The following is a 19480-nucleotide window of genomic DNA, read 5'->3' on the forward strand; positions in this document are numbered from 1 at the left end:
GTTCGGCACCGATCAGGGGATCGCGTCACATCGGAGAAGACGGGAAGAGCGTGCCCAAACGCCTGTCGCAGTTCATCGTGCCCATCGGCATCGTGCTGATCATCCTCATGATGGTCGTGCCGCTGCCGGCTGTCCTGCTGGACACGCTGATCGCCGCGAACATCACCCTGGCGCTGGTGATCGTGCTGGTCAGCATGTACGTGAAGCGCCCGCTCGAGTTCTCCTCGTTCCCCTCGCTGCTGCTCGTCGCGACCCTGTTCCGCCTGGCGCTCAACATCAGCGCGACCCGGCTCGTGCTCACCGACGGCTTCGCCGGCGCCGTCATCGACGCGTTCGGCCACTTCGTCGTCGGCGGCTCCCTCATCGTCGGCCTCGTCATCTTCCTGATCCTGTTCATCGTCCAGTTCATGGTCGTGACCAAGGGCGCCGAGCGGGTCGCGGAGGTCGGCGCGCGCTTCACCCTCGACGCCATGCCCGGCAAGCAGATGGCGATCGACGCCGACCTCAACGCCGGCCTCATCGACGAGGCGACGGCCCGCAAGCGCCGCACCGAGATCACCTCCGAGGCGAGCTTCTACGGCGCCATGGACGGCGCGTCGAAGTTCGTCAAGGGCGACGCGATCGCCGCCATCATCATCACCCTGGTCAACCTCATCGGCGGCTTCGCGATCGGCATGCTGCAGCGCGGCATGTCGCCCGGCGACGCGATCGCGACCTATTCGCTGCTGTCCATCGGCGACGGCCTTGTCTCGCAGATCCCGGCCCTGCTGCTGTCGGTGGCGACGGGCCTCATCGTGACCCGCTCCGCCAACGACGGCGACATGGGCACCACGGTCAGCAAGCAGCTCAGCCAGAACCGCCGCGCGCTGCAGATCGGCGGCGGCGCGGCGCTGGCCCTGTGCCTGATCCCCGGGCTGCCGAAGCTGCCCTTCCTGCTGGTGGGCGCCGCGGTACTGGTGGTCGCGCAGCGCCTGCCGAAGCCGGTCACGGAGGCCGACGAGCAGGCCGCGGCCGCCGCCGAGGCGGAGCCGCCGCCCATGGACCCGACGGAGGCGCTGCTCGGCGAGATGCGGGTCGACCCGCTCGAGCTCGCCCTGGCCCCCGACCTGGTGGACCTCGTCGACGCCAGCGGAGGCGACCTGCTCGAACGCGTCCGGGCGCTGCGCCGCAAGGTCGCCCTCGAGCTCGGCATCGTCATGCCGCCCGTGCGGACCCGCGACGACCTGGAGCTGCCGCTGTCCACGTACGCGGTGCGCATCAGCGGCGTCGAGGTCGGCCGCGGGCAGGCCCCGCCCGGCACCGTCCTGGCCATCGGCGACGGCCTGGACTTCCTGCCCGGCCGGGCCGGCGTCGAGCCGGTCTTCGGCCTGGCCGGCAAGTGGGTCCCCGCCGAGCTGCGCCACCAGGCCGACCTCACCGGCGCCACGGTCGTGGACCGGGCGTCGGTCATCATCACGCACCTCGCCGAGATCGTCCGCGTGCACGCCAGCCGCCTGCTGGGCCGCGAGGACGTCCGCGCGCTCACCGAGATCGTGAAGCGCACCCACCCCGTGGTCGTGGAGGAGCTGACCCCGTCGTCGCTCAGTCTCGGTCAGATCCAGCGGGTGCTGCAGACGATGCTCGACGAGGGCGTGCCGATCCGCGACCTGGTGCGCATCTTCGAGTCCCTGTCGCTGCAGGCGAAACAGTCCACGGACCCGGACTCGCTCGTCGAGGCGGCCCGCGCGTCGCTGGGGCCGGCGATCGCCTCCCGGTACGCGCACGACGGCACCCTCACCGCGATCACGCTCGACCCGAGACTGGAGCAGCAGCTACTGGAATCCCTGCGGCCCACCGACAGCGGGCTGCAACTGCTGATCGACACCGCGCGCGCCGAGTCGATGCTGGCGGATCTCACCAGAATCACCGAACTCGGCGAGGAACGCGGCACCGGTCCCGTCCTTGTCTGTTCGCCGCAACTGCGCAACGCACTGCGGAAACTGGTGCAGATGGCGCTGCCGCGTTTGCCGGTTCTGTCTTACTCAGAGATCGCCGGGAGTACGCTGCGGATTGAGACTATTGGGGTGGTGAATGGTGCCTACCCGGTTGCTGCTTGAGGGTCGTGACCTCGAAGAACTGCTCGCGCAGGTGCGCGCGGAGCACGGGCCGGACGCTGTTGTCGTCTCCGCCGAGAAAGTGCGCACCGGCGGAGTCGGTGGCCTTTTCGGCACCCAGAAATATGAGCTGACGGTGGAAATTCCGGATTCCGCTGCCACAACTCAATCATCCGGCCGTGACACCCGCAACGACGACACGCCGAAACGTTCGCTGAGCATCCAGGATCTGGCCGCGCTGGCGGATGCCGCCGAGGCGCAGGGCAGGAATCCGACGTTCGCCGACGTGCTCGCCGGCGCGCGGGAAGGTGTGCGGGACGGCGTGCGGGACGGTGCGCCTGCGTTCGTCGAGGACGTGCCTCGGCCGCCGGCGGGTGGTGCCGTCCCGGGTCCGCCGGGCGCCGGGCGTCCTGCGGGTCCGCCTGGTGCCGCGGGTCCGGTCGGTGCCGGGGGGCCTGCGGGCCCGGTCGGTGCCGGGGGGCCGCCGCGGCCGCCGACCGCGGCCGACGCGTTGAACCGGCTCCTGGTCGACGCGCCGCCCGCCGAGGCGCCCAGCGGCGCGCCGTCGGTGCGCCCGTTCCGGCCGGCGGCCAACCAGCCGATCGCGAAGCTCGGGGTCCGGCAGGTCAACGCCGACCCCCGGTTCGAGCAGCGACCCGAGGTGCCGCAGCTGCAGCGGTACCAGCCACCGCCGGACCATCCGCGTGCGGCGCCGCGCGACGGCGGGCCACGGACCGACCCTCGACGCCGCGTGCTGCCGCCCCCATCACAGCTGTTCGACCCTGAAACCGATTTCTGGCAGGAGTCCCCAATGCCTGTTGAAGCCACCGCCACCGTGGAGAAGCCGCGGACACCAGACGCGAGCGAACGGCTGGCCGGCGCGTACAACCCGCACACCGCCGCACAGGCAGCGGAGCGGGCCGCCGCTGAGCGCCCGGCGGCCGCGGCCGCCACCGAGCGCGCCGCCGCTGCGCCTGCTTCGCCTTCGCCTGCCTCTGAGCGGACCGCGGCCGAGCGGGGCGCTGCCGAGCGGGCCTTGGCTGAGCGGGGCGGGGCTGAGCGCGGCGCGGCCGCGGCGCCCGCCGGCACCGAGAAGCCGGAGCGGCAGGCCGCGCTGGGCCGCCGGCTGCAGTCGCTGGGCGTGCCGAGCGACATCGCGTTCCGGGCGACGGCCGCGGACACGTACGCCGCCGTCGTCGACGCGTTCTCGGCGTTGCCGGTCGCCGAGCCGGCCCCCGACGGCCCGGGCGAGACGCTCATCGTGGTCGGCGAGTCGACGCACGCCGTCGAGGTCGCCCGCTGGGTCGCGGAGTCCCAGCGCCTCGACACCGGCCACATCCTGTTCGCCGGCCGCAACGCCGCCGCCGCGGGCATCGACCCGAAGCGTCGCATCACCGGCGCCCACGACGCCCGGCTCTGGGCCAAGAAGCTGCGCAAGTCCGACTCGGCCAGCGTCGTGGCCGTCGAGGCCGCCCTGGACGAGTCCGCCTGGGCCGCCGCGATCGTCGAGGCGGTCCGCCCGGTCGCGGTCTGGGTCGTCGTGGACGCCAGCCGCAAGACCTCCGACGTCGCCCACCACCTGCAGGGCCTGCGCCGCGTCGACGCGATCTGCCTGCGCGGCACCATGTCCAGCGGCGACCCCGCCAGCCCGCTGTCGCTGCGCCTGCCGGTGGCCCTCCTCGACGGCCGGCCCTCCACCCCGTTCCAGTGGGCCGCGATGCTCTGCGAACGCCTGAGCCTGGTGGGCTGACATGCTCGGCATGGCGCGCTTCCCCACGCTGCTCCTGGCGTTGCTGATCGCGTCGCCGGCGCTGTACGCCTCCCTCGTCACCCACCGGCTCGACCTGCAGACCGGCCTGCTGCGGCTGCTCATCGCCGTCCCGGTGGCGGCGGTGATGCTCGCGGTGTTCCGGGTGGTCACCCGCAACTACGGCAAGCCCGAGGACCGGTCCAAGGAACCGGTCACCGGCGCGCCCGCGGACGAGGAACCCCTGCGCGCCGAGGCCGTCGCCGGCGAGCCGTTCCCCCAGCGCCGCGCCGAGGACGCCTCCTGATCGTTCGCGGCGGTCCCGTCCTCAGGCGGCGAGCAGGCGCAGGACCAGGGTCACCGAACGGTCCGTCAGGTTGGCGATGGCGTTGGGCAGCAGCAGCATCGCGGAGCCCACGATCAGCAGAGTCAGCAGCACCTTCGCCGGGAAGCCGAAGGCGAACGGGTTCAGGGCGGGCGCGGCGCGGGTCAGCAGCCCCAGGGCGACGTCCACCGCGAGCATCACCGCGATCAGCGGCGCCGCGATCTGCAGGCCCGCCAGGAACATCTCGCCCAGGCCGCCGGTGATGATGTCGGTGAAGGTCTGCAGGGACATGGCGTCGGTGAGCGGGATCGCGGTGTACGAGCGGGCGAAGCCCCGCAGGATCAGCTGGTGGGAGTCGGTGGCGAACATCAGCGCCATGCCGATGAGGTTGTAGAAGCGGCCGAAGACGGCGTTGCCCTGCAGGGAGAAGGGGTCCATCGCGAAGGCGAGGGTGAAGCCGCCGACGAGGTCGATGAGGTTGCCGGCGACCTGGACGGCGGCGAAGAGCAGTGCGGTGATGAAGGCGAGCGCGGCGCCGACGACGGCCTGCTCGACGGCGTTGGCGATGAGGACGCCGGCGGACATGCCGGCGGGGATCTGCGGGGCGAGGCTCGGCGCGAGCGGCAGCGCGATCGCCACCGACAGCAGGGCCTTGATCGGTGCCGGGGCGCCGCGGTTGTTGAACGGCGGGCACAGCGCGAGCCACACGCCGGCGCGGATCGAGCCGAGCAGGACGGCCAGGACCGTGCTCAGCGGCACGGTGTAGGTGTCAGGCACCCTTGATCAGATCGGGGATCTGGGCGTACAGCTGCTCGGTGTACGTGACCATCTCGTGCAGCATCCAGTTGCCGGCGAAGAGGAGCGCGAGCCCGATCGCGGCGGCCTTCGGCACGAAGGACAGCGTCGACTCCTGGATCTGGGTCACGGACTGGAACAGGGAGATGGCGAAGCCGACGACGAGCGCGGTGAGCAGGATCGGCGCGCCGAGCTTCGCGGCGATCGTCATGGCCTGCAGGCTCAGTTCGATGATCTTGGTGTCGGTCATCAGGGGTACACCTCGTCAGTGATAGCTGGCCACGAGGGCGGTGAGGATCAGCCCCCACCCGTTGACCAGGACGAACAGCAGGAGCTTGAAGGGCAGGGCGATGGTGACCGGGGGCAGCATCATCATGCCGAGCGACATGAGGGCCGCCGAGACGACCATGTCGATCACCAGGAACGGGATGTAGATGACGAAGCCGATGATGAACGCGGCCCGCAGCTCCGACAGGATGAACGCGGGCACCAGCGTGGTCAGCGGCACGTCGTCCTTGTTCTTCGGCAGGGGCCGGTCGGCGATCTTCGTGAAGAGCGCGATCTCGTCCTTGCGGGTCTGCTTGAGCATGAACGTCTCGAGGGGCTGGACCCCGTCCTTGAAGGCGACCGACTGGCTCTTCTCCCCTCGCAGGTACGGCTGCACCCCGACGTCGTTCACCTCGCCGATGACCGGCGCCATGATGAAGAGGCTGATGAACAGCGCCAGTCCGGCGATCACCTGGTTGGGCGGCACGTTGCTGAGGCCGAGCGCGTTGCGGGTGATCGACAGGACCACGAAGATCTTGGTGAAGCTGGTCGTCATCAGCAGCAGCGACGGCGCGATCGACAGCAGGGTCAGCAGGATGATGATGGTGATCGACTGGCTGGGCTGCACGCCGCCGACGTCGATGTTGACGGTGCCGTCGGGCGGGCTCGGCGACACCGGCGGCTGCGGGGTCGGCGCGCCGGCGGCGGCGCCGGGCAGCAACAGCAGCGGCGCGATGCACCCGGCCGCAACGGCGGCCGCCCGGTCCCGGATCGCGGAGCTCATCGCCGGCCCCGCAGGAAGCGCCACGTGTCGGCCGAGAACAGCGAGCCCGCCAGCGGCGACGGCGGGGACGCCTCGACCGGCTGCTCGAACAGGTGCGCGTCGGCGTCGGCGAGCAGCGACACGCCTGCGTCGCTGACGCCGAGGACCAGGGCCCGGTCGGCGACCTTGACGATCGCGACCGAGGAGCCGCGGCTGAGCTGCTGGCGGGCGAGCACGGTGAGCAGCCCGGCCCCGTGGCCGCCGACGCCGCGCCGGGCCAGCCGCGCAAGCGCCCACAGTAGTACAAAAACTACTGTGAGTGAACACAGGACGCGCAGTGCCAGCTCGATCATGACGGCAGGTCCTACGCCCGGTCCGACGGGCCGACGATCTCGGTGATCCGGATGCCGAAGTTCTCGTCGATCACGACCACCTCGCCGCGGGCGATGAGCCGGCCGTTGACGAGCAGGTCGGCGGGGCCGCCGGCGGCCCGGTCCAGCTCGATCACCGCGCCCGGGGCCAGCGACAGCAGCTCCCGCACGCTCATGCGGGTGCGCCCCAGCTCGGCGGTGACCTCCATCTCGACGTCGTGCAGGAGGTCGAACGCGGGACGGCCACGGTCCGCGCGCTCGCTGCGGGGCTCGTCGCCGCCCGGGGCGCCGCTGACCTCCACGGCGACGGCGAGCGCGACGACGGCCTGCACGGTGCCCTCGTCGGTGCGCAGCGGCACCAGCGCGCCGCCCGCGCCGGCCAGCGTGCGCATGGCGTCGGCGGGGGAGAGCACCTCGCCGGGGTCCACGACGACGGGGCCGACGGTGGCCGCCGCGGCCTCCAGGGCTGGCCGGACGGCCTGGCTGAGGTCCAGGGCGCCCATGGGGGAGTTGGCGAGGGCCTCGACCAGGTCCTGCGTGACGACGATCGCGACCTCGCCCTGCGCCGTCCCGGCGAACCGGGCGCGGACCGCCTGGCCGTCGATGGCGAGTTCGTCGACGTTCTGCGTGGGCGCACCGACGGAGAGCGGCGAGCTGGCGGGCAGCAGTGCCACGGCGGCCTGGGCGGCCGCCTCGGCACGAGCCAGCATGGCCTCGTTGGTGGCGGTGGTCATCGGCGGGTCTCCTCAGCGCGGTTCTGGCCGAGCTGCCCGGCTGCTTGTCCGGCGGGCCGGTGGGTCGGTCGCTGGCCCGGCTGTGGGCTCGGCACCACGAGACAGGCCAGCCGGTTGCCCTGCGCGCCCGGCACGGCGTAGGCGAACGTGATGTCCGCCGTGGTCACCGCCAGGGGCGTCGAGGTGGTGTGGGCCAAGGGGACCACGTCACCGGGGCGCAGCCCGATCAGGTCGGCCGGGTGCATGCGGACCGGCTGGAACCGCACCGCGACCTCGATCGGCGCGCCCTCCAGCCCGGCGACCACGTTGCGGTACGCGGCCTCCCGGGCCAGCCGCTGCGCCTCGGTGAGCACCGCGCTGCCCTGCTCGCCCTGCAGCTTCGGGAAGATCGAGCCGAAGGGCAGGCAGATGCTCGCCACGCACTCCTCGGTGCCGACCCGCATCTCGAACGAGGCCACGATGACCGCGTCGGACGTCGCGCCCGCCTGGGCGAACTGTGGGTTGTACTCGATGGTGGTCATCTCCGGCCGTAACGCCACGATGCCCTCGAAGGCGTAGCGCAGCTCGCCGAGCGTCCGCTCGATGAGGCCGTGCAGCAACGGCGTCTCGATGTCGCTCAGTGGGCGTTGCGGCTGCGGACCGCCCGGGCCGCCGAGCATGTGGTCGATGCAGGCCATGGCGGTGCTCAGGGAGAACTCCAGAATGGCTGTGCCGGGTAGGGGGTCGATGCTGAACATGGCGACGATGGTCGGGCTCGACAGGCCACTGATGTACTCGTCGTAGGTCAGCTGCTCGATCGAGACCAGGCTGATCTGCGACACCGCCCGGAGGCTGGTGGTCAGGAGCGTGGCGTACTGGCGGGCGAAGGTCTCGTAGGCGATCTGCAGGGTTCGGATGTGTTCACGGGACAGTTTGGTCGGACGCCGGAAGTCATACGGCTCTGGACCGGAGCTCTTGCCGCCACGCCGGCTCATCCTGCCGGGCATGCGGCCGGTACCAGTGGCCGACGTTGACTGCGTCACTCTCCTACCATCGGTCTTTTCGGGTGCAGCTTGACGGAAAACGGCCGAAACGGACCTGGAGGTTTCCTAGAAACCCCCAGATCCGCCGGTTCGTGGCTACTGGATTACGAACGACGTGAAGTACACGTCCATGATCTCTTTCTCCTTGTCCACCGTGTAGGCCGCCTCGATCTTCTCCCTGAGCTCCGTCTTCGAGCGCTCCCGCTCCGCGTTGGACATCAGCTCGGCCATCTCCCGGTTGCTGTACAGGTCGATCGCGATGTCCAGCGCCTTGCTGCCGTCGGGCGCCTCCGCGACGTCCGCGGTGGCCTGCAGCGACAGCTTCAGCTTCAGGAAGTGCCCGTCCGCCAGGTTGATCGTGATCGCGTCCAGCGGCACCACCATGCCGGGCTCCGGCTCCGGCTCAGCGGTGGCGGAGGACGGCTTGAACATCAGGTAGCCGCCCGCGCCGCCGCCCAGCAGCACCGCCACGGCCGCGATGATCATGATGAGCTTCTTCTTGCGCTTCTTCGGGGCCTCGCCGGCCGCGGCCTTTTCGTCGTTCGCCATGGACGCCGTTTCCTCAGTTGCTCGAAGTCGCCGAGGGCAGCAGCGCCCGGGTGTCGGCCGGAAGGGATGACAGGACGATGATCTCCACCCGCCGGTTGAGCGACGCCGCTCGCGGGTCGTCCGCCGGGTACAGCGGCTTGGTGTCGGCGAAACCGGACGCCATCAGGCGGCTCTCCGGGATGCCGGAGCTGCTGTGCAGGAAGCGCACGACGGTCGAGGCACGGGCCGTGGACAGCTCCCAGCCGCTCGGGTACATGCCGGTCGTGGCGGCGAGCTGGTTGGTGTGCCCGTCGACCTCGATCTTGTTCGGCAGGCCGGCGATCGCCGGGCCGATGCCGGCCATGATCTGCCGCCCGGCGGACAGCAGCTGCGCCTCGCCGCCGTCGAACACGATCGCGCTGGTGACGACCGTGACGACCAGGCCGCGCTCGTCGATGGTGAACCGCACCGAGTCGGCGAGCCCTTGCTTCTTCAGGCTCTCCTCGATCTGCGCCTTGATCTTCTCGAAGTTCTCGACCTCCTGCTGGGCGGCCTTCTGCCGCGCCGACGCCGAGGCCCGCTCCTTGGCCGCCACGGCCTCCTGGATCGCCGTCGCGTCGCTGGTGGTGCCGCCGATGCCCGAGGACATGTCCATCGCGGAGTCGCTGTCGGAGGACTCCATCAGGCTGGCCTCGCCGCCGTCGAACGCCACCGCCGGGGCGCCGAAGCCGACCGCCAGGCCGTTCTTGAGCTCCGCGAACTTCTTCTGGTCGATCTGGCTGATCGCGAACAGCACGATGAAGAGCACCATGAGCAGCGTCATCATGTCGGCGTAGCTGACCAGCCAGCGCTCGTGGTTCTCGTGCTCCTCCTCGTGCGCCGCGTGCTTCTTGCCGTGCCCCTTGGCGTGCGCGCCCTGCTTGCCGCCTTTGACGGCGTGGTTCCCCCCGCTCATCAGGCGGCCTCCTTCTTCTCAGTACCGCTGCTCGGCGGCAGCAGGCTCCGGAGCTTCTGTGCGACCAGGCGGGGGTTGGCCCCTGCCTGGATGTTGATGATGCCGGCGATCACGAGCTCCATCTGTGCGCATTCGAGCTCGGACAGTCGCTTCAACTTCGCTGCCATCGGCAGCCACAGGACGTTTGCTGAGAGAACTCCCCACAGCGTCGCCACGAAGGCGCCGGCGATGAGGTGACCGAGCTTCTCCGGCTCGCTCAGGTTCTCCAGGACGTGGATCAGACCGAGCACGGTGCCGATGATGCCGATCGTGGGCGCGTACCCGCCCATGCCCGTGAAGATCGCGCCGGCCTGCTTGTCGGCCTTGCGTTTGGCGTCCACCTCCGCCTCGAGGATGGTGGCGAGCTCCTCGGAGTCGGTGCCGTCGATGGCCAGCTGCAGGCCCTTCTTGAGGAACGGGTCCTGCACCTCCTTCATCGCGTCCTCCAGGGCCAGCAACCCCTCGCGGCGGGCCTTCTCGGCGAGCTTCACGATGTCGTCGACGAGGCCGTCGGCCGGTGCCACACTGCCGAGCAGCACCCGCTTGAAGGAGTCGACGAGGGCGATCGTGTCCTTGAGCATGCCGCCCGCCATGGCGGCGCCGAAGGTGCCGACGAAGACCAGAATCAGCGGCGGCAGCAGGAAGATGGCGCCGGGGCTGCCACCTTCCAGGATCATCGCGGCGAAGATCGCGACGAAGGCCAGCACGACGCCGATAAGGGTTGCCGGATCCATGGGTGTCAGCGCTCCCGACGGTGCAGATGGACGACGTTGGTCTCGTTGACCCGCTCGCGCGCGGTCTCAGCGCGTTCGGCCGGCGTCTGGCCGACCAGCTGCTGGGCGTCGACGACGACCTGGGCCCGGTACTTGCGGATCAGCTCCACCAGCTCGGGCAGCGACTCGGCGATCAGGTACTTCGTGCCGTCCACCAGCGTCACGACGGTGTCGGGGGTGCAGTCGGCCCGCTCAACCAGGTCGGGGTTGAGGGCGAACACCGGGCCGTTGAGTCGGGTCAGCAGGATCATCGACGCGCTCCACTCCTTGGAGGTTGTGGGCGAGGCCCCCTCCGTGGGGCCTTCGGAGTTCACATCGGACCGATCACCCGACAGGTGAGGAGTTGACGGTTGCCGGGCAGGTGCTACGGAAAAGGCCCGCCACCAGGGCGGGCCTTTTCGAGCGGAACGTCCGGTTACCGCTTCAGGTTCACCAGCTCCTGCAGCACGTCGTCGGAGGTGCTGATCACCTTCGAGTTCGCCTGGAAGCCGCGCTGCGCCACGATCAGGTTCGTGAACTCCTGCGCGAGGTCGACGTTGGACATCTCCACCGCACCGCTCTGCAACGTGCCGAGACCCACCGTCCCCGCCACGCCGACCTGGGCCAGGCCCGAGTTCACCGTGAACCGGTAGAGCGAGTCGCCGACCTTCTCCAGGCCCGGCGGGTTGTTGAAGTTGGCCAGGGCGAGCTGCGCCACGGTCTGCTTGTTGCCGTTGGAGAACACGCCGACCAGCTGACCGTCGGGGTTGATGCTGAAGGACTGCAGCGTCGCGGCCGGCGAGCCGTTCTGGCTCAGCGGGCTCACTGTCGTGTTGCCGGTGTACTCCGTCAGGCCGGCCAGGTCGACCTCCACGCCGATGCCGTCACCGTCCGGGTCGTACAACAGGCCGATCCTCGTGGCGCCGGTCGAGTCCGTGTACGTCGGCTGGCTGATCTGCCCGTTCGGCAGGAACGTCAGCGGGGTCGACGCCGACGGGCTGGATCCGTCGGAGACGACCGCCTCCCAGCCGCCCGCGGTCAGCGTGAACGTCGTCGTCAGCGTCACCACGTTGCCCTGCACGTCGTACGTCTTGATCGAGCGCGGGATCGTCGTGTTCACCGGCGCATCGGCCGGCAGGTTACCGGCGATGACCATGTTGCGGGTGGCGTTCGGCGCGATCAGTGTGCCCATCGGCAGCCGGATGTCGCCGATCGGCGCGTTGGTGTTCACCTCGCCGTTGACCGCGGGCCAGCCCTGCACCGCGGCGCCGGTCGGGGTGACCAGCTTGCCCTCGGCGTCGAAGTTGAACGCGCCGGCCCGCGTGTACAGCTGCTCGTTGACCGAGTTGACGACGAAGAACCCGTCGCCGGAGATCATCACGTCGGTCGCCCGGCCGGTGGTCTGCGCCGAGCCCTGCACGAAGCTGGTGTTGATGGCGCCGAGCCGCACACCGAGGCCGACCTGCGCCGGGTTGGTGCCGCCCTGCCCCTGCTGCGGCGCGCCGGCGGCCCGCATCATCTGGCTCAGCGTGTCCTGGAAGACCACCTGCGACGACTTGAACCCCACGGTGTTGACGTTGGCGATGTTGTTGCTGGTGACGTCCATCATCTGCTGGTGCGCGCGCAGGCCGCTGATGCCGGAGAAAAGTGAGCGGAGCATTGGGGAGGGGGTCCTTTCAGGATGCCGGGTTGCGGACTTCCTTGACCGCACTGAGCGCGACATCCGTGTCGCCGACCCGCAGGGTGGGGGTGCTGCCGGAGAACGCCGCCGCGGTCACCACGCCGGTCTGCTCCTTGCCGTCGTCGCCGGTGTAGGCGACGGTCTTGCCGATCAGGTTGCTCGCGCCGAGCTGCAGCTGCGCGGTGAGCAGGCTCTGCTCCAACGTCGCCAGGTCGGTCAGCTTCTCGACCGTGGTGAACTGCGCCGTCTGCGCCAGGAACTCCGAGTTGTCCATCGGCTTCATCGGATCCTGGTACTTCAGCTGCGCCACGAGCAGCTTCAGGAACGCGTCCTTGCCCAGCTCGCCGCCGGGCTTCGCGGGTGTTTCCGTCGTGTCGCCGGCCTTCGGGGCGTCGCTCGGCGCGCTCGTCTTCGGGACGTAGTCGCTGATCTTGCCGCTGACCGGCGCGGTCGGGGTGGTGATGGCTGGACCCCCTTTAGATGCGCATGTCGACCAGAACCTCGGCGGCGTCCGGATCGCGCAGCGGTTCCGTCGCCCGTGGTTCGGGTGCCTGCTGTTGAGATCGACCCGGAGACTGCCAACCTGAGGACTGTTGCGACTGGTTGCCCGGCCGGTGCGGATCCTGGTGCGGGCCCTGGTGCTGGTCGTGGTGCAGGTCGAGCGTGCACTGGGCGAACCCGGCGTCGCGCAGGTCCTGCCGCAGGTCCGGCAGCGCCGCCTGCAACGCGGCCCGCGCCGCCTCGCTGCCGCCCGTCAGCTGCACGGCGATCGTGCCGTCGCGCACCTCCGCCACGATGCTCACCGGCCCGAGATCGCCCGGGCTGAGCTGGACCGTCATCCGGTGCACCCCGTCGGGCCCCCGTCGCAGCGGCGTCAGGACCATCGCCACCTGCGTCGCCACGGGCGGCTGCGGCACGGCGGGTGCCGGGCCGGGGCCGTTCGGCGCCGCGACGGCGGACGTGTTCGTCGGTGGCTGCAGGGGTACGCCCACCGCCTGCCCCTGATCGGCACCGACCCCCGGCTCGACACGTGCCGCGTGCCGCTGAGGGCCGGACCCGTCGCCGGCCTGCCCGCCGCGTCCCTGCGCGTCGCCGGCCGGGGCACCCTGCGCCGCCTGCGGCACGGTGAACACCGGCACGCCCGCGGCACCGCCCGGCCCGCCGGGGCTCGGGGCCGCGGCCTGGCCTGCGGCGCCAGCCTGCGTCCGGCCGCCGTCCTGGGTGCCGGCCGCAGGCACCGCCTGGGCGGCGCCCTGCCCGGCGACCTGCGCCGCGATCTGGGCGGACGTCTGGGCAGCGGTCTGGGCGGACGTCTGGGCGGCGGTCTGGGCGGCTTGCGCGGCGGCCGTGACCTGCGCGGCGCCGGTGAGCGGCGCGGCGCCGGTGGGCGGCGTGGCGGCCGTGACCTGCCCGGCGGCGGTGGGCGGCGTGGCGGGCGTGACCTGCCCGGCGGCGGTGGGTTGCGCGGCGCCGGGTGCGACGGCCTGGGGGAGCGGCTCGGGACTGCCCATGACGACGCCGCCGGCGAGGCCATGGGCAGCCGTGCCAGCGGTGGCCTGCGCTACCGGCTGTCCGCCGGCCTGGGCACCGGCCTGGTCGGTGATTTTCGTTTCGGTGACCGGGGCGGCGATCACTGTGGCCATGCCGGGGAGTGCCGGTTCGGTGGGGCGTGCGGCCGCAGCGTGCGGCGGCATGCCGGACGGCTCGATGGCCTGCCCGGTCAACGGCACGACCAGGGCCGCGTCCTGGCGGTCCCCGTCGGTCGCCATCGCTGGCTGGGTGGCCTGCGCGCCGGGAAGGACGCCGCTGGCCCGGTCTGGGCCCGCCTGTCCTGTCCCGGCCTGCCCCGCCTGCGCGACCTGCCCTTCCTGCGGGACCACGCGGGCCTGATCGGCGGCCGACGGCACGGACATCCACGTCTGCGCCGTGGCGGACCGGCCGACGGTGACCGCCGGGGGTGTCGTGCCCGGTTGCATCGCGGCGGTGGCCTGCGCGGCTCGTGCGACATCGGCGTGGCTGGTCGCGACGGTCAGCGCCTGGTCGGCCGCCAAGGCGCCCGGGACGACCGGTCCGGCCGGCGGGTCACCGGTCCAGGCACCGGGTGGTGACGGGATCCCGGCCGCCGCCGGGACGTCGGTCCGGTCGCCGAGCAATCCGGCGGCCGGAGGAGGTCCGGCCGGCAGTCCGGGCGGACCCGGTGCCGGGGGTGCGGCCATGAGCGCCGTCCCGGCGGCGTCGACGGGCACGGACACCTCGGTGACTCCGGACCGGGCCGCCGCCGCGCGCAGCATCGCCTGCAGTGCGCTCTGCCCGGCCGGCCGGGAGACCTGGGCCGGTAGCGGAGTTCTGGCAGAGGACTCGTCCTGCCGGGCCCCGGTCCCGCGACCGGCAGACCCCGCCGGGACCGAGGATTCCGGTGCGGCGGGACGCTCACGGCGGTCCACGTCGCCCGGACGAACCCCGGCGTCGCGGTGGACGGGGTCGCGGTGCTGGGCGGCTGCGGCGGTGACCGGGTCGGGGTCGGTGGCGCGGGGGCGGGGGCGTTCGTCGCGGACCCGGCGGTCCCGCACCGGGAACCGGCGCTCCTGCTCGTCCGCCCGATCCTGGCCGCGGTCCTGCGGCCGGTCCGGCCGGCGGTCGGCGGTGTGATCACGGGCGGCCTGGGCCGCGGCACTCAGCGGTACGCGGCCGCGGGTCGCGGCGGCCAGGGCGGCGGCGAAGGCGTCGGACGGGCCGGTGGCGGGGTTGGCGGAGTCCGCGGCGCGGGCGGCGCCGGCCGGGCCAAGCGGGCCGATGGGGGCGGTCATGCCATCGCCCCGGAAACCGTCGCGGTCGTGGTCATGCGAACCCTCTTCCGGCGAGCTGCTCCATCGCGGCTTTGACCTTCGGCACGTACGCCTGGGTCTGCGCGAACGGTGGGATGCCGCCGTACCGGCTGACGGCGCCGCCGCCGGCGTTGTACGCGGCGAGGGCCAGGTCGAGCGAGCCGAAGCGGTCCAGGTTCGCCGACAGCATCCGGGCGGCGCCGTCGACGGCCTGGGCCGGGTCGAGGGCGTTGACGCCGAGGCCGCGGGCGGTCGCCGGCATCAGCTGCATGAGCCCCTGCGCGCCGGCGCCGCTGACGGCCGCCGGGTTGTATCCGGACTCGACCTTCGCGACCGCGGCGAGGAGGGCGGGCGAGAGGCCGTACTTCGCGCCGGCCTGCTGGAACAGCTCCGCGTACGGCACGCCGTTGAGCGCCGCGGGCCGCAGCGCCGCCGCCGTGACCATCGCCCCGCCGGCCAGTGCCCCCGCCGGCAGTGCCCCCGCCGGCAGTGCCCCCGCCGGCAGTGCCCCCGCCGGCAGAGCCCCGGCCGCAAGTGCACCCGTGGCGAGCGGGTCGAGCGCCGTCGTGGGCACGATCCGGCGGATGGCGGTCGGGGTCTCGTACACCTGCTGCAGCTTCACCACGTCCCCGGCGTGCGGTGCGGCGATCATGCGGCCGTCGCCGGCGTAGATGGCGACGTGGTCGACCGGGTCGCCGAAGGCCAGCAGGTCGCCGGGGCGCGCGTGGGCCAGGCCGGGCACCGCGGTGCCCTCCCGGGCCTGGTCCTTCGCCACGCGGGGCAGCCGCACCCCGAGGTCGGCGTAGACCCGCTGGACGAGGCCCGAGCAGTCCATGCCGCGCTCCGGGGTGTTGCCGCCGAAGACGTACGGCGTGCCCAGGTACCGTTTCGCCGCGTCGACGACGGCCGTGCCGGTGACCGGGCGGCCGGCGGCCATCGTGGACTGCAGCGCGGCCGCGAACGCGTCGCCACCGCCGGTCGGCGCGGGTGCGGGAAGCCCGAACCGGGAGCGGATCTCCATCATGCGCGCCTGCGCCTCGTACACCGTCATGCTTGGTCCTTGCGGTTGTGGGCGGCGGCGGTGGTGAGGTCGTCGACCGCCTTGGCCTCGGCCGCGGCCGCCGTCTGCTTGCGGGTCAGGTCGTGGCGCTCCTGCAGCTTCTCGATGGTGCGCCGCTGCACGGCCGCGTCGGTGAGGTCGTCGAGCCGGTCCTGGACGGTCTCGTCGGCGAGGGAGGCCGCGCCGATCGCTGCGGACAGCGCGCCCGCGATCGCCTGCCGGGCCATGAGGGTCGCGGCGAACGCCGCCGAGGTCGCCGCGTCCGGGACCCGTCGCCCGTCGAGGTCGCGTTCGCGGGCGTGGACCGCGCCGTGCGCCGCCATGGCGTCAGCGCGGGCCCGCACGACGGCCGCCTTCGCCGCGTCCTCCTGCGCCTTGCGCGCCCGCAGGACCGCGCCCAGCCGGAAACCGTTCTTCGCCATCAGGATTTCACCAGCGCATCCAGCATCGACCACGCCAGCGGCGCCGGGGTGGTGTCGTCCATGTCCTGCCGCAGGAAGTCGTTGATCTGCGGCCACAGCGCCCGGGCCCGGTCCGCGTCGGGGTTGGTGCCGCTGACGTACGCGCCGATCTCGACGAGCTCGCGCACGTCGCGGTGCGCGGCCAGCATCCGGCGCAGGGCGGTGGCGTCGGCGCGCTGCTCGCGGGTGGTGACCGCGTTCGCGACCCTGGACACCGACTCCAGCACGTCGATGCTGGGGAAGTGCCCGGACGTGGCGAGCCGCCGGTCGAGCGTGATGTGCCCGTCGAGGATCGAGCGGGCCGTGTCGGCGATCGGCTCGTTGTGGTCGTCGCCCTCGACGAGGACCGTGTACAGGCCGGTGATCGAGCCGGCGGGCGCCGGGCCGGCCCGCTCCAGCAGGCGCGGCAGCAGCGCGAACACGCTCGGCGGGTAGCCGCGGGTGGCGGGCGGCTCGCCGGCGGACAGGCCGACCTCGCGCTGCGCCATGGCGGTGCGGGTGAGGCTGTCCATCAGCAGCAGCACGTCCCGGCCGCCGTCACGGAAGTACTCGGCGATCCGGGTCGCGACGAACCCGGCCCGCAACCGCACCAGCGGCGGCTGGTCGGAGGTCGCGATTACGACGACGGACCGGGCGAGCCCTTCGGGCCCGAGGTCGTTCTCGATGAACTCGCGTACCTCGCGGCCCCGCTCGCCGACCAGCCCGATGACGGAGATCTCGGCGTCGGTACCCCGGGTGATCATCGACATCAGGCTGCTCTTGCCGACGCCGGACCCGGCGAAGATGCCGATGCGCTGCCCCCGGCCGCACGGCACGAGGGTGTCCAGCGCGCGTACGCCGAGCGACAGCGGCTCCTGGACGCGGCCGCGGGCGAGGGCGTCGGGGGCGTCGTTCTCGACGCTCACCAGCTCCAGGCCGGTGAGCGGCGGGCCGCCGTCCATCGGGCGGCCCAGCCCGTCGAGGATGCGGCCGCGCAGCTGCGGGCCGACGGCGATCTGCAGCGGCGAGCCGGTCCCGCGTACGGGACTGCCGGTGCCGATGCCGGTGAGCGCGCCCAGCGGCAGGCACGCGAGCCGGTCGCCGTCGATGGAGACGACCTCGGCGGGCACGGCCGAGCCGGCCGCACCGATCTCGACGAGGTCGCCGACGCGCCCGTCGACGCCGGCGACGGTGACCGACAGGCCGACGATGGAGGTGACCCGGCCGGTGACCCGGGGGCCGGCGGCCCAGCGGGCGGCGGCGATGCGCTGCTGCAGCGACGACGTCATTGTTCGAGCACCTCCCGCACCCGGTCGAGGGCCGGCCCGAGCCGGGCGTCGACCGTCGTGGCGTCGCACAGCGCGAGCGCGTCACCCGGGGCGAGGCCGGGGTCGTCCACGAGGGACACCGTGCGGGCGTCCATGACCAGTTCCGTGTGTCCTATCGTCAGCCGGTCCGCCGGGTTGAGCCGGACCGTCACCGGACTTCCCTCCGGCACCAGCGCCAGCGCCCTGGCCAGGGCCTCCCGGCCCGGTTCGGTCGCGGTGCGCAGCTCCCGGCGCAGGACCGCCTCGGCGATCGCGAACGCCGTCGCCACGATCTGGTCCTCGATGTCCTGCGCGGCCGGCACGACCCGGCGCTCCAGGTCGCTCACGGCGGCGTCGATCGCCCGCAGGGCACGCTCGATCCGCTGCCGGTGCGCCTCGGCGGCCGCGGCGGCCTCGGCGGAGACCCGGACGGCCTCCGCCTCGGCGCCCGCCCGCGCCTCCCGCACGCCCTGCGCCCACCCCGCGGCGTACCCGGCCGCCTCGGCCTCGGCGCGGACCTGCGCGACGAGCTCCGGCGGGTACGTCTCGCGCTCGCGCAGGTCGACGTCGAAGCGGGCCGGTGGGGCGGCCCCGGCCCGGTCGTCGGTGAGGACGCTCTCGCCGTACCGGAGGGTGGTCGGCGCCTCCGGCGGCGGGAACGCCCTGGTCGCCGGGGTCGGCGGTGGCGGGGGAGGCGGTGGGAACGCGGTGCGCGGCCGGGCCGGCTTCTTCGGCGGTGGCGGCGGGAACGCGAGCGGGTAGTCAGCCGACGAACTCATCGTCGTCCCCTCGGCGGATGGTGATCTGGCCGGACTCCTCCAGGGTCCGGATCGCCTGGACGATCTTCGCCTGGGACTCCTCGACCGTGCGCAGGCGGACCGGCCCGAGCATCTCGATCTCGTCGGCGAGGTTCTCCGCGGCGCGTTCGGAGAGGTTCTTCATCACCTTCTGGCGGACCTCCTCGCGGACGCCCTTGAGCGCGGTGGCCAGGTCGTTGGTCTCGACCTGGCGCAGCACCAGCTGGATGGAGCGGTCGTCGAGGGACACGATGTCCTCGAACATGAACATCTTCGAGCGGATCTCCTCTGCCAGCTCCGGGTTGCGCCCGGCGAGCCCCTCCAGGATCAGCCGCTCCGTGGCCCGGTCGGTCCGGTTGATGATCTCGACCAGCGGCTCGAGCCCGCCGACCGCGGACAGGTCGCTGGGCTGCAGGACCGACGACATCTTGCGTTCCAGGGTCGCCTCGACCTTGCGGATGATCTCCGGCGAGGTGCGGTCCATGACGGCGATGCGGTGCGCGACGTCGGCCTGTAGCTCCGGGGCGAGCCCGCCGAGGATCTGCGACGCCTGCGTGGCCGTCATGTGCGCGAGCACCAGCGCGATCGTCTGCGGGTGCTCGTCCTGCAGGAACGACAGCAGCTGCCGCGGGTCGGCCTGGCCGAGGAAGCCGAACGGCACGTCCATGAAGACCGTGTTGAGCCGGCCGACGATCTCCCCGGCCCGCTCCCGGCCGAGGGACGCCTCCAGCAGGTCCCGGGCGAAGTCGAGGCCGCCCTGACCGACGTACCGGTGCCCGGTCGCCATGTCGTGGAACTCCTGGAGCACCACGTCGGCCACGTCGCCCTCGACCTGCCCGAGCCGCATGATCTCGGCGGTGAGCTCCTCGACCTCCGACTCGCGCAGGTGCGACATGATCTTCGCGGCGTCCTCCTTGCCCATCTGTACGAGCAGGACGGCGGCTTTGCGCAGCCCGGAGAGCTCACCGGTGGTCATGCG

The 19480-nt window shown here is 72.3% G+C and carries 21 protein-coding genes; 3 read left to right on the top strand and 18 right to left on the bottom strand.

Annotated features, from left to right (window positions below; genetic code table 11):
* Nucleotides 1–50: 50 nt before the first annotated feature.
* From flhA to AB0H83_RS42075, 3 genes are read left to right on the top strand one after another with little or no spacing between them, the layout of a single operon-like run.
* Nucleotides 51–2096 carry a flagellar biosynthesis protein FlhA gene (gene flhA / locus AB0H83_RS42065; RefSeq protein ID WP_360106085.1) on the top strand — a complete coding sequence of 682 codons (2046 nt, stop codon included), beginning with the start codon at nt 51–53 and terminating at the stop codon, nt 2094–2096.
* Nucleotides 2086–3843 carry a hypothetical protein gene (locus tag AB0H83_RS42070; RefSeq protein WP_360106088.1) on the top strand — a complete coding sequence of 586 codons (1758 nt, stop codon included), beginning with the start codon at nt 2086–2088 and terminating at the stop codon, nt 3841–3843. Before flhA ends, AB0H83_RS42070 begins: the two co-directional genes overlap by 11 nt.
* 10 nt (nt 3844–3853) lie before the next feature.
* A complete protein-coding gene (locus AB0H83_RS42075; RefSeq protein ID WP_360106091.1) occupies nt 3854–4147 on the top strand; it encodes a hypothetical protein in 294 nt (97 codons plus the stop codon).
* A gap of 21 nt (nt 4148–4168) precedes the next feature.
* On the opposite strand, the gene AB0H83_RS42080 is transcribed toward AB0H83_RS42075, so the two are convergent.
* From AB0H83_RS42080 to fliG, 18 genes are all read right to left on the bottom strand, one after another.
* On the bottom strand, nt 4169–4942 hold the full coding sequence (locus AB0H83_RS42080) for a flagellar biosynthetic protein FliR (protein ID WP_360106094.1): 774 nt from the start codon (nt 4940–4942) through the stop codon (nt 4169–4171).
* The gene (gene fliQ, locus AB0H83_RS42085) at nt 4935–5210 is read right to left on the bottom strand and encodes a flagellar biosynthesis protein FliQ (RefSeq protein ID WP_360106097.1); all 276 of its coding nucleotides are present in this window, start codon (nt 5208–5210) and stop codon (nt 4935–4937) included. The genes AB0H83_RS42080 and fliQ overlap by 8 nt, the downstream gene beginning before the upstream one ends.
* Before the next feature lie 15 nt (nt 5211–5225).
* Entirely contained in the window at nt 5226–6011 is a 786-nt protein-coding gene (fliP, locus tag AB0H83_RS42090) for a flagellar type III secretion system pore protein FliP (protein WP_360106100.1), read from the bottom strand.
* The gene (locus tag AB0H83_RS42095; RefSeq protein WP_360106103.1) at nt 6008–6343 is read right to left on the bottom strand and encodes a flagellar biosynthetic protein FliO; all 336 of its coding nucleotides are present in this window, start codon (nt 6341–6343) and stop codon (nt 6008–6010) included. Before AB0H83_RS42095 ends, fliP begins: the two co-directional genes overlap by 4 nt.
* Nucleotides 6344–6354: 11 nt before the next feature.
* Nucleotides 6355–7095 carry a flagellar motor switch protein FliN gene (fliN, locus tag AB0H83_RS42100; protein WP_360106106.1) on the bottom strand — a complete coding sequence of 247 codons (741 nt, stop codon included), beginning with the start codon at nt 7093–7095 and terminating at the stop codon, nt 6355–6357.
* Nucleotides 7092–8069: a flagellar motor switch protein FliM gene (locus AB0H83_RS42105; RefSeq protein ID WP_360106108.1), complete on the bottom strand. Its 978-nt coding sequence runs from the start codon at nt 8067–8069 to the stop codon at nt 7092–7094. The genes fliN and AB0H83_RS42105 overlap by 4 nt, the downstream gene beginning before the upstream one ends.
* Before the next feature lie 144 nt (nt 8070–8213).
* Nucleotides 8214–8666, bottom strand: a complete 453-nt coding sequence (locus AB0H83_RS42110) for a flagellar basal body-associated FliL family protein (RefSeq protein WP_360106111.1) — start codon at nt 8664–8666, stop codon at nt 8214–8216.
* A gap of 13 nt (nt 8667–8679) precedes the next feature.
* Nucleotides 8680–9600, bottom strand: coding sequence for a flagellar motor protein MotB (locus AB0H83_RS42115; protein WP_360106114.1), 921 nt, complete (start codon nt 9598–9600; stop codon nt 8680–8682).
* Complete coding sequence (locus AB0H83_RS42120) at nt 9600–10373, bottom strand: flagellar motor protein (protein ID WP_360106117.1); 774 nt, start codon at nt 10371–10373, stop codon at nt 9600–9602. The genes AB0H83_RS42115 and AB0H83_RS42120 overlap by 1 nt, the downstream gene beginning before the upstream one ends.
* A gap of 5 nt (nt 10374–10378) precedes the next feature.
* The gene (locus AB0H83_RS42125; RefSeq protein ID WP_360106120.1) at nt 10379–10663 is read right to left on the bottom strand and encodes a flagellar FlbD family protein; all 285 of its coding nucleotides are present in this window, start codon (nt 10661–10663) and stop codon (nt 10379–10381) included.
* 164 nt (nt 10664–10827) lie between these two features.
* Nucleotides 10828–12051: a flagellar hook protein FlgE gene (locus AB0H83_RS42130; protein ID WP_360106123.1), complete on the bottom strand. Its 1224-nt coding sequence runs from the start codon at nt 12049–12051 to the stop codon at nt 10828–10830.
* Between the two features lie 16 nt (nt 12052–12067).
* Nucleotides 12068–12589 (bottom strand): flagellar hook capping FlgD N-terminal domain-containing protein, encoded by a 522-nt coding sequence (locus AB0H83_RS42135; protein WP_360106188.1) that lies wholly within the window; start codon nt 12587–12589, stop codon nt 12068–12070.
* Nucleotides 12549–14879 carry a flagellar hook-length control protein FliK gene (locus tag AB0H83_RS42140; RefSeq protein WP_360106126.1) on the bottom strand — a complete coding sequence of 777 codons (2331 nt, stop codon included), beginning with the start codon at nt 14877–14879 and terminating at the stop codon, nt 12549–12551. Before AB0H83_RS42140 ends, AB0H83_RS42135 begins: the two co-directional genes overlap by 41 nt.
* A gap of 31 nt (nt 14880–14910) precedes the next feature.
* Nucleotides 14911–15948 (bottom strand): transglycosylase SLT domain-containing protein, encoded by a 1038-nt coding sequence (locus tag AB0H83_RS42145; RefSeq protein ID WP_360106129.1) that lies wholly within the window; start codon nt 15946–15948, stop codon nt 14911–14913.
* Nucleotides 15945–16379, bottom strand: coding sequence for a cell envelope biogenesis protein TolA (locus tag AB0H83_RS42150; protein ID WP_360106132.1), 435 nt, complete (start codon nt 16377–16379; stop codon nt 15945–15947). Before AB0H83_RS42150 ends, AB0H83_RS42145 begins: the two co-directional genes overlap by 4 nt.
* Nucleotides 16379–17686: a FliI/YscN family ATPase gene (locus AB0H83_RS42155; RefSeq protein WP_360106135.1), complete on the bottom strand. Its 1308-nt coding sequence runs from the start codon at nt 17684–17686 to the stop codon at nt 16379–16381. The genes AB0H83_RS42150 and AB0H83_RS42155 overlap by 1 nt, the downstream gene beginning before the upstream one ends.
* Entirely contained in the window at nt 17683–18483 is an 801-nt protein-coding gene (locus AB0H83_RS42160) for a FliH/SctL family protein (protein ID WP_360106137.1), read from the bottom strand. The genes AB0H83_RS42155 and AB0H83_RS42160 overlap by 4 nt, the downstream gene beginning before the upstream one ends.
* On the bottom strand, nt 18467–19477 hold the full coding sequence (gene fliG / locus AB0H83_RS42165) for a flagellar motor switch protein FliG (protein WP_360106140.1): 1011 nt from the start codon (nt 19475–19477) through the stop codon (nt 18467–18469). Before fliG ends, AB0H83_RS42160 begins: the two co-directional genes overlap by 17 nt.
* Nucleotides 19478–19480: the final 3 nt, after the last annotated feature.

The organism is Dactylosporangium sp. NPDC050688, from assembly GCF_040654515.1.
Lineage (GTDB): Bacteria > Actinomycetota > Actinomycetes > Mycobacteriales > Micromonosporaceae > Dactylosporangium.

Excerpts from the sequence above, each read along its gene's own strand:
- AB0H83_RS42120 (WP_360106117.1), bottom strand. The coding sequence starts at position 10,373 with ATGGATCCGGCAACCCTTATCGGCGTCGTGCTGGCCTTCGTCGCGATC.
- AB0H83_RS42095 (WP_360106103.1), bottom strand. The coding sequence starts at position 6,343 with ATGATCGAGCTGGCACTGCGCGTCCTGTGTTCACTCACAGTAGTTTTT.
- fliG (WP_360106140.1), bottom strand. The coding sequence starts at position 19,477 with ATGACCACCGGTGAGCTCTCCGGGCTGCGCAAAGCCGCCGTCCTGCTC.
- fliN (WP_360106106.1), bottom strand. The coding sequence starts at position 7,095 with ATGACCACCGCCACCAACGAGGCCATGCTGGCTCGTGCCGAGGCGGCC.
- fliQ (WP_360106097.1), bottom strand. The coding sequence starts at position 5,210 with ATGACCGACACCAAGATCATCGAACTGAGCCTGCAGGCCATGACGATC.
- AB0H83_RS42115 (WP_360106114.1), bottom strand. The coding sequence starts at position 9,600 with ATGAGCGGGGGGAACCACGCCGTCAAAGGCGGCAAGCAGGGCGCGCAC.
- AB0H83_RS42130 (WP_360106123.1), bottom strand. The coding sequence starts at position 12,051 with ATGCTCCGCTCACTTTTCTCCGGCATCAGCGGCCTGCGCGCGCACCAG.
- AB0H83_RS42075 (WP_360106091.1), top strand. The coding sequence starts at position 3,854 with ATGGCGCGCTTCCCCACGCTGCTCCTGGCGTTGCTGATCGCGTCGCCG.
- AB0H83_RS42150 (WP_360106132.1), bottom strand. The coding sequence starts at position 16,379 with ATGGCGAAGAACGGTTTCCGGCTGGGCGCGGTCCTGCGGGCGCGCAAG.
- AB0H83_RS42110 (WP_360106111.1), bottom strand. The coding sequence starts at position 8,666 with ATGGCGAACGACGAAAAGGCCGCGGCCGGCGAGGCCCCGAAGAAGCGC.
- AB0H83_RS42155 (WP_360106135.1), bottom strand. The coding sequence starts at position 17,686 with ATGACGTCGTCGCTGCAGCAGCGCATCGCCGCCGCCCGCTGGGCCGCC.
- AB0H83_RS42105 (WP_360106108.1), bottom strand. The coding sequence starts at position 8,069 with ATGAGCCGGCGTGGCGGCAAGAGCTCCGGTCCAGAGCCGTATGACTTC.
- fliP (WP_360106100.1), bottom strand. The coding sequence starts at position 6,011 with ATGAGCTCCGCGATCCGGGACCGGGCGGCCGCCGTTGCGGCCGGGTGC.
- AB0H83_RS42140 (WP_360106126.1), bottom strand. The coding sequence starts at position 14,879 with ATGACCGCCCCCATCGGCCCGCTTGGCCCGGCCGGCGCCGCCCGCGCC.
- AB0H83_RS42160 (WP_360106137.1), bottom strand. The coding sequence starts at position 18,483 with ATGAGTTCGTCGGCTGACTACCCGCTCGCGTTCCCGCCGCCACCGCCG.
- AB0H83_RS42145 (WP_360106129.1), bottom strand. The coding sequence starts at position 15,948 with ATGACGGTGTACGAGGCGCAGGCGCGCATGATGGAGATCCGCTCCCGG.
- AB0H83_RS42125 (WP_360106120.1), bottom strand. The coding sequence starts at position 10,663 with ATGATCCTGCTGACCCGACTCAACGGCCCGGTGTTCGCCCTCAACCCC.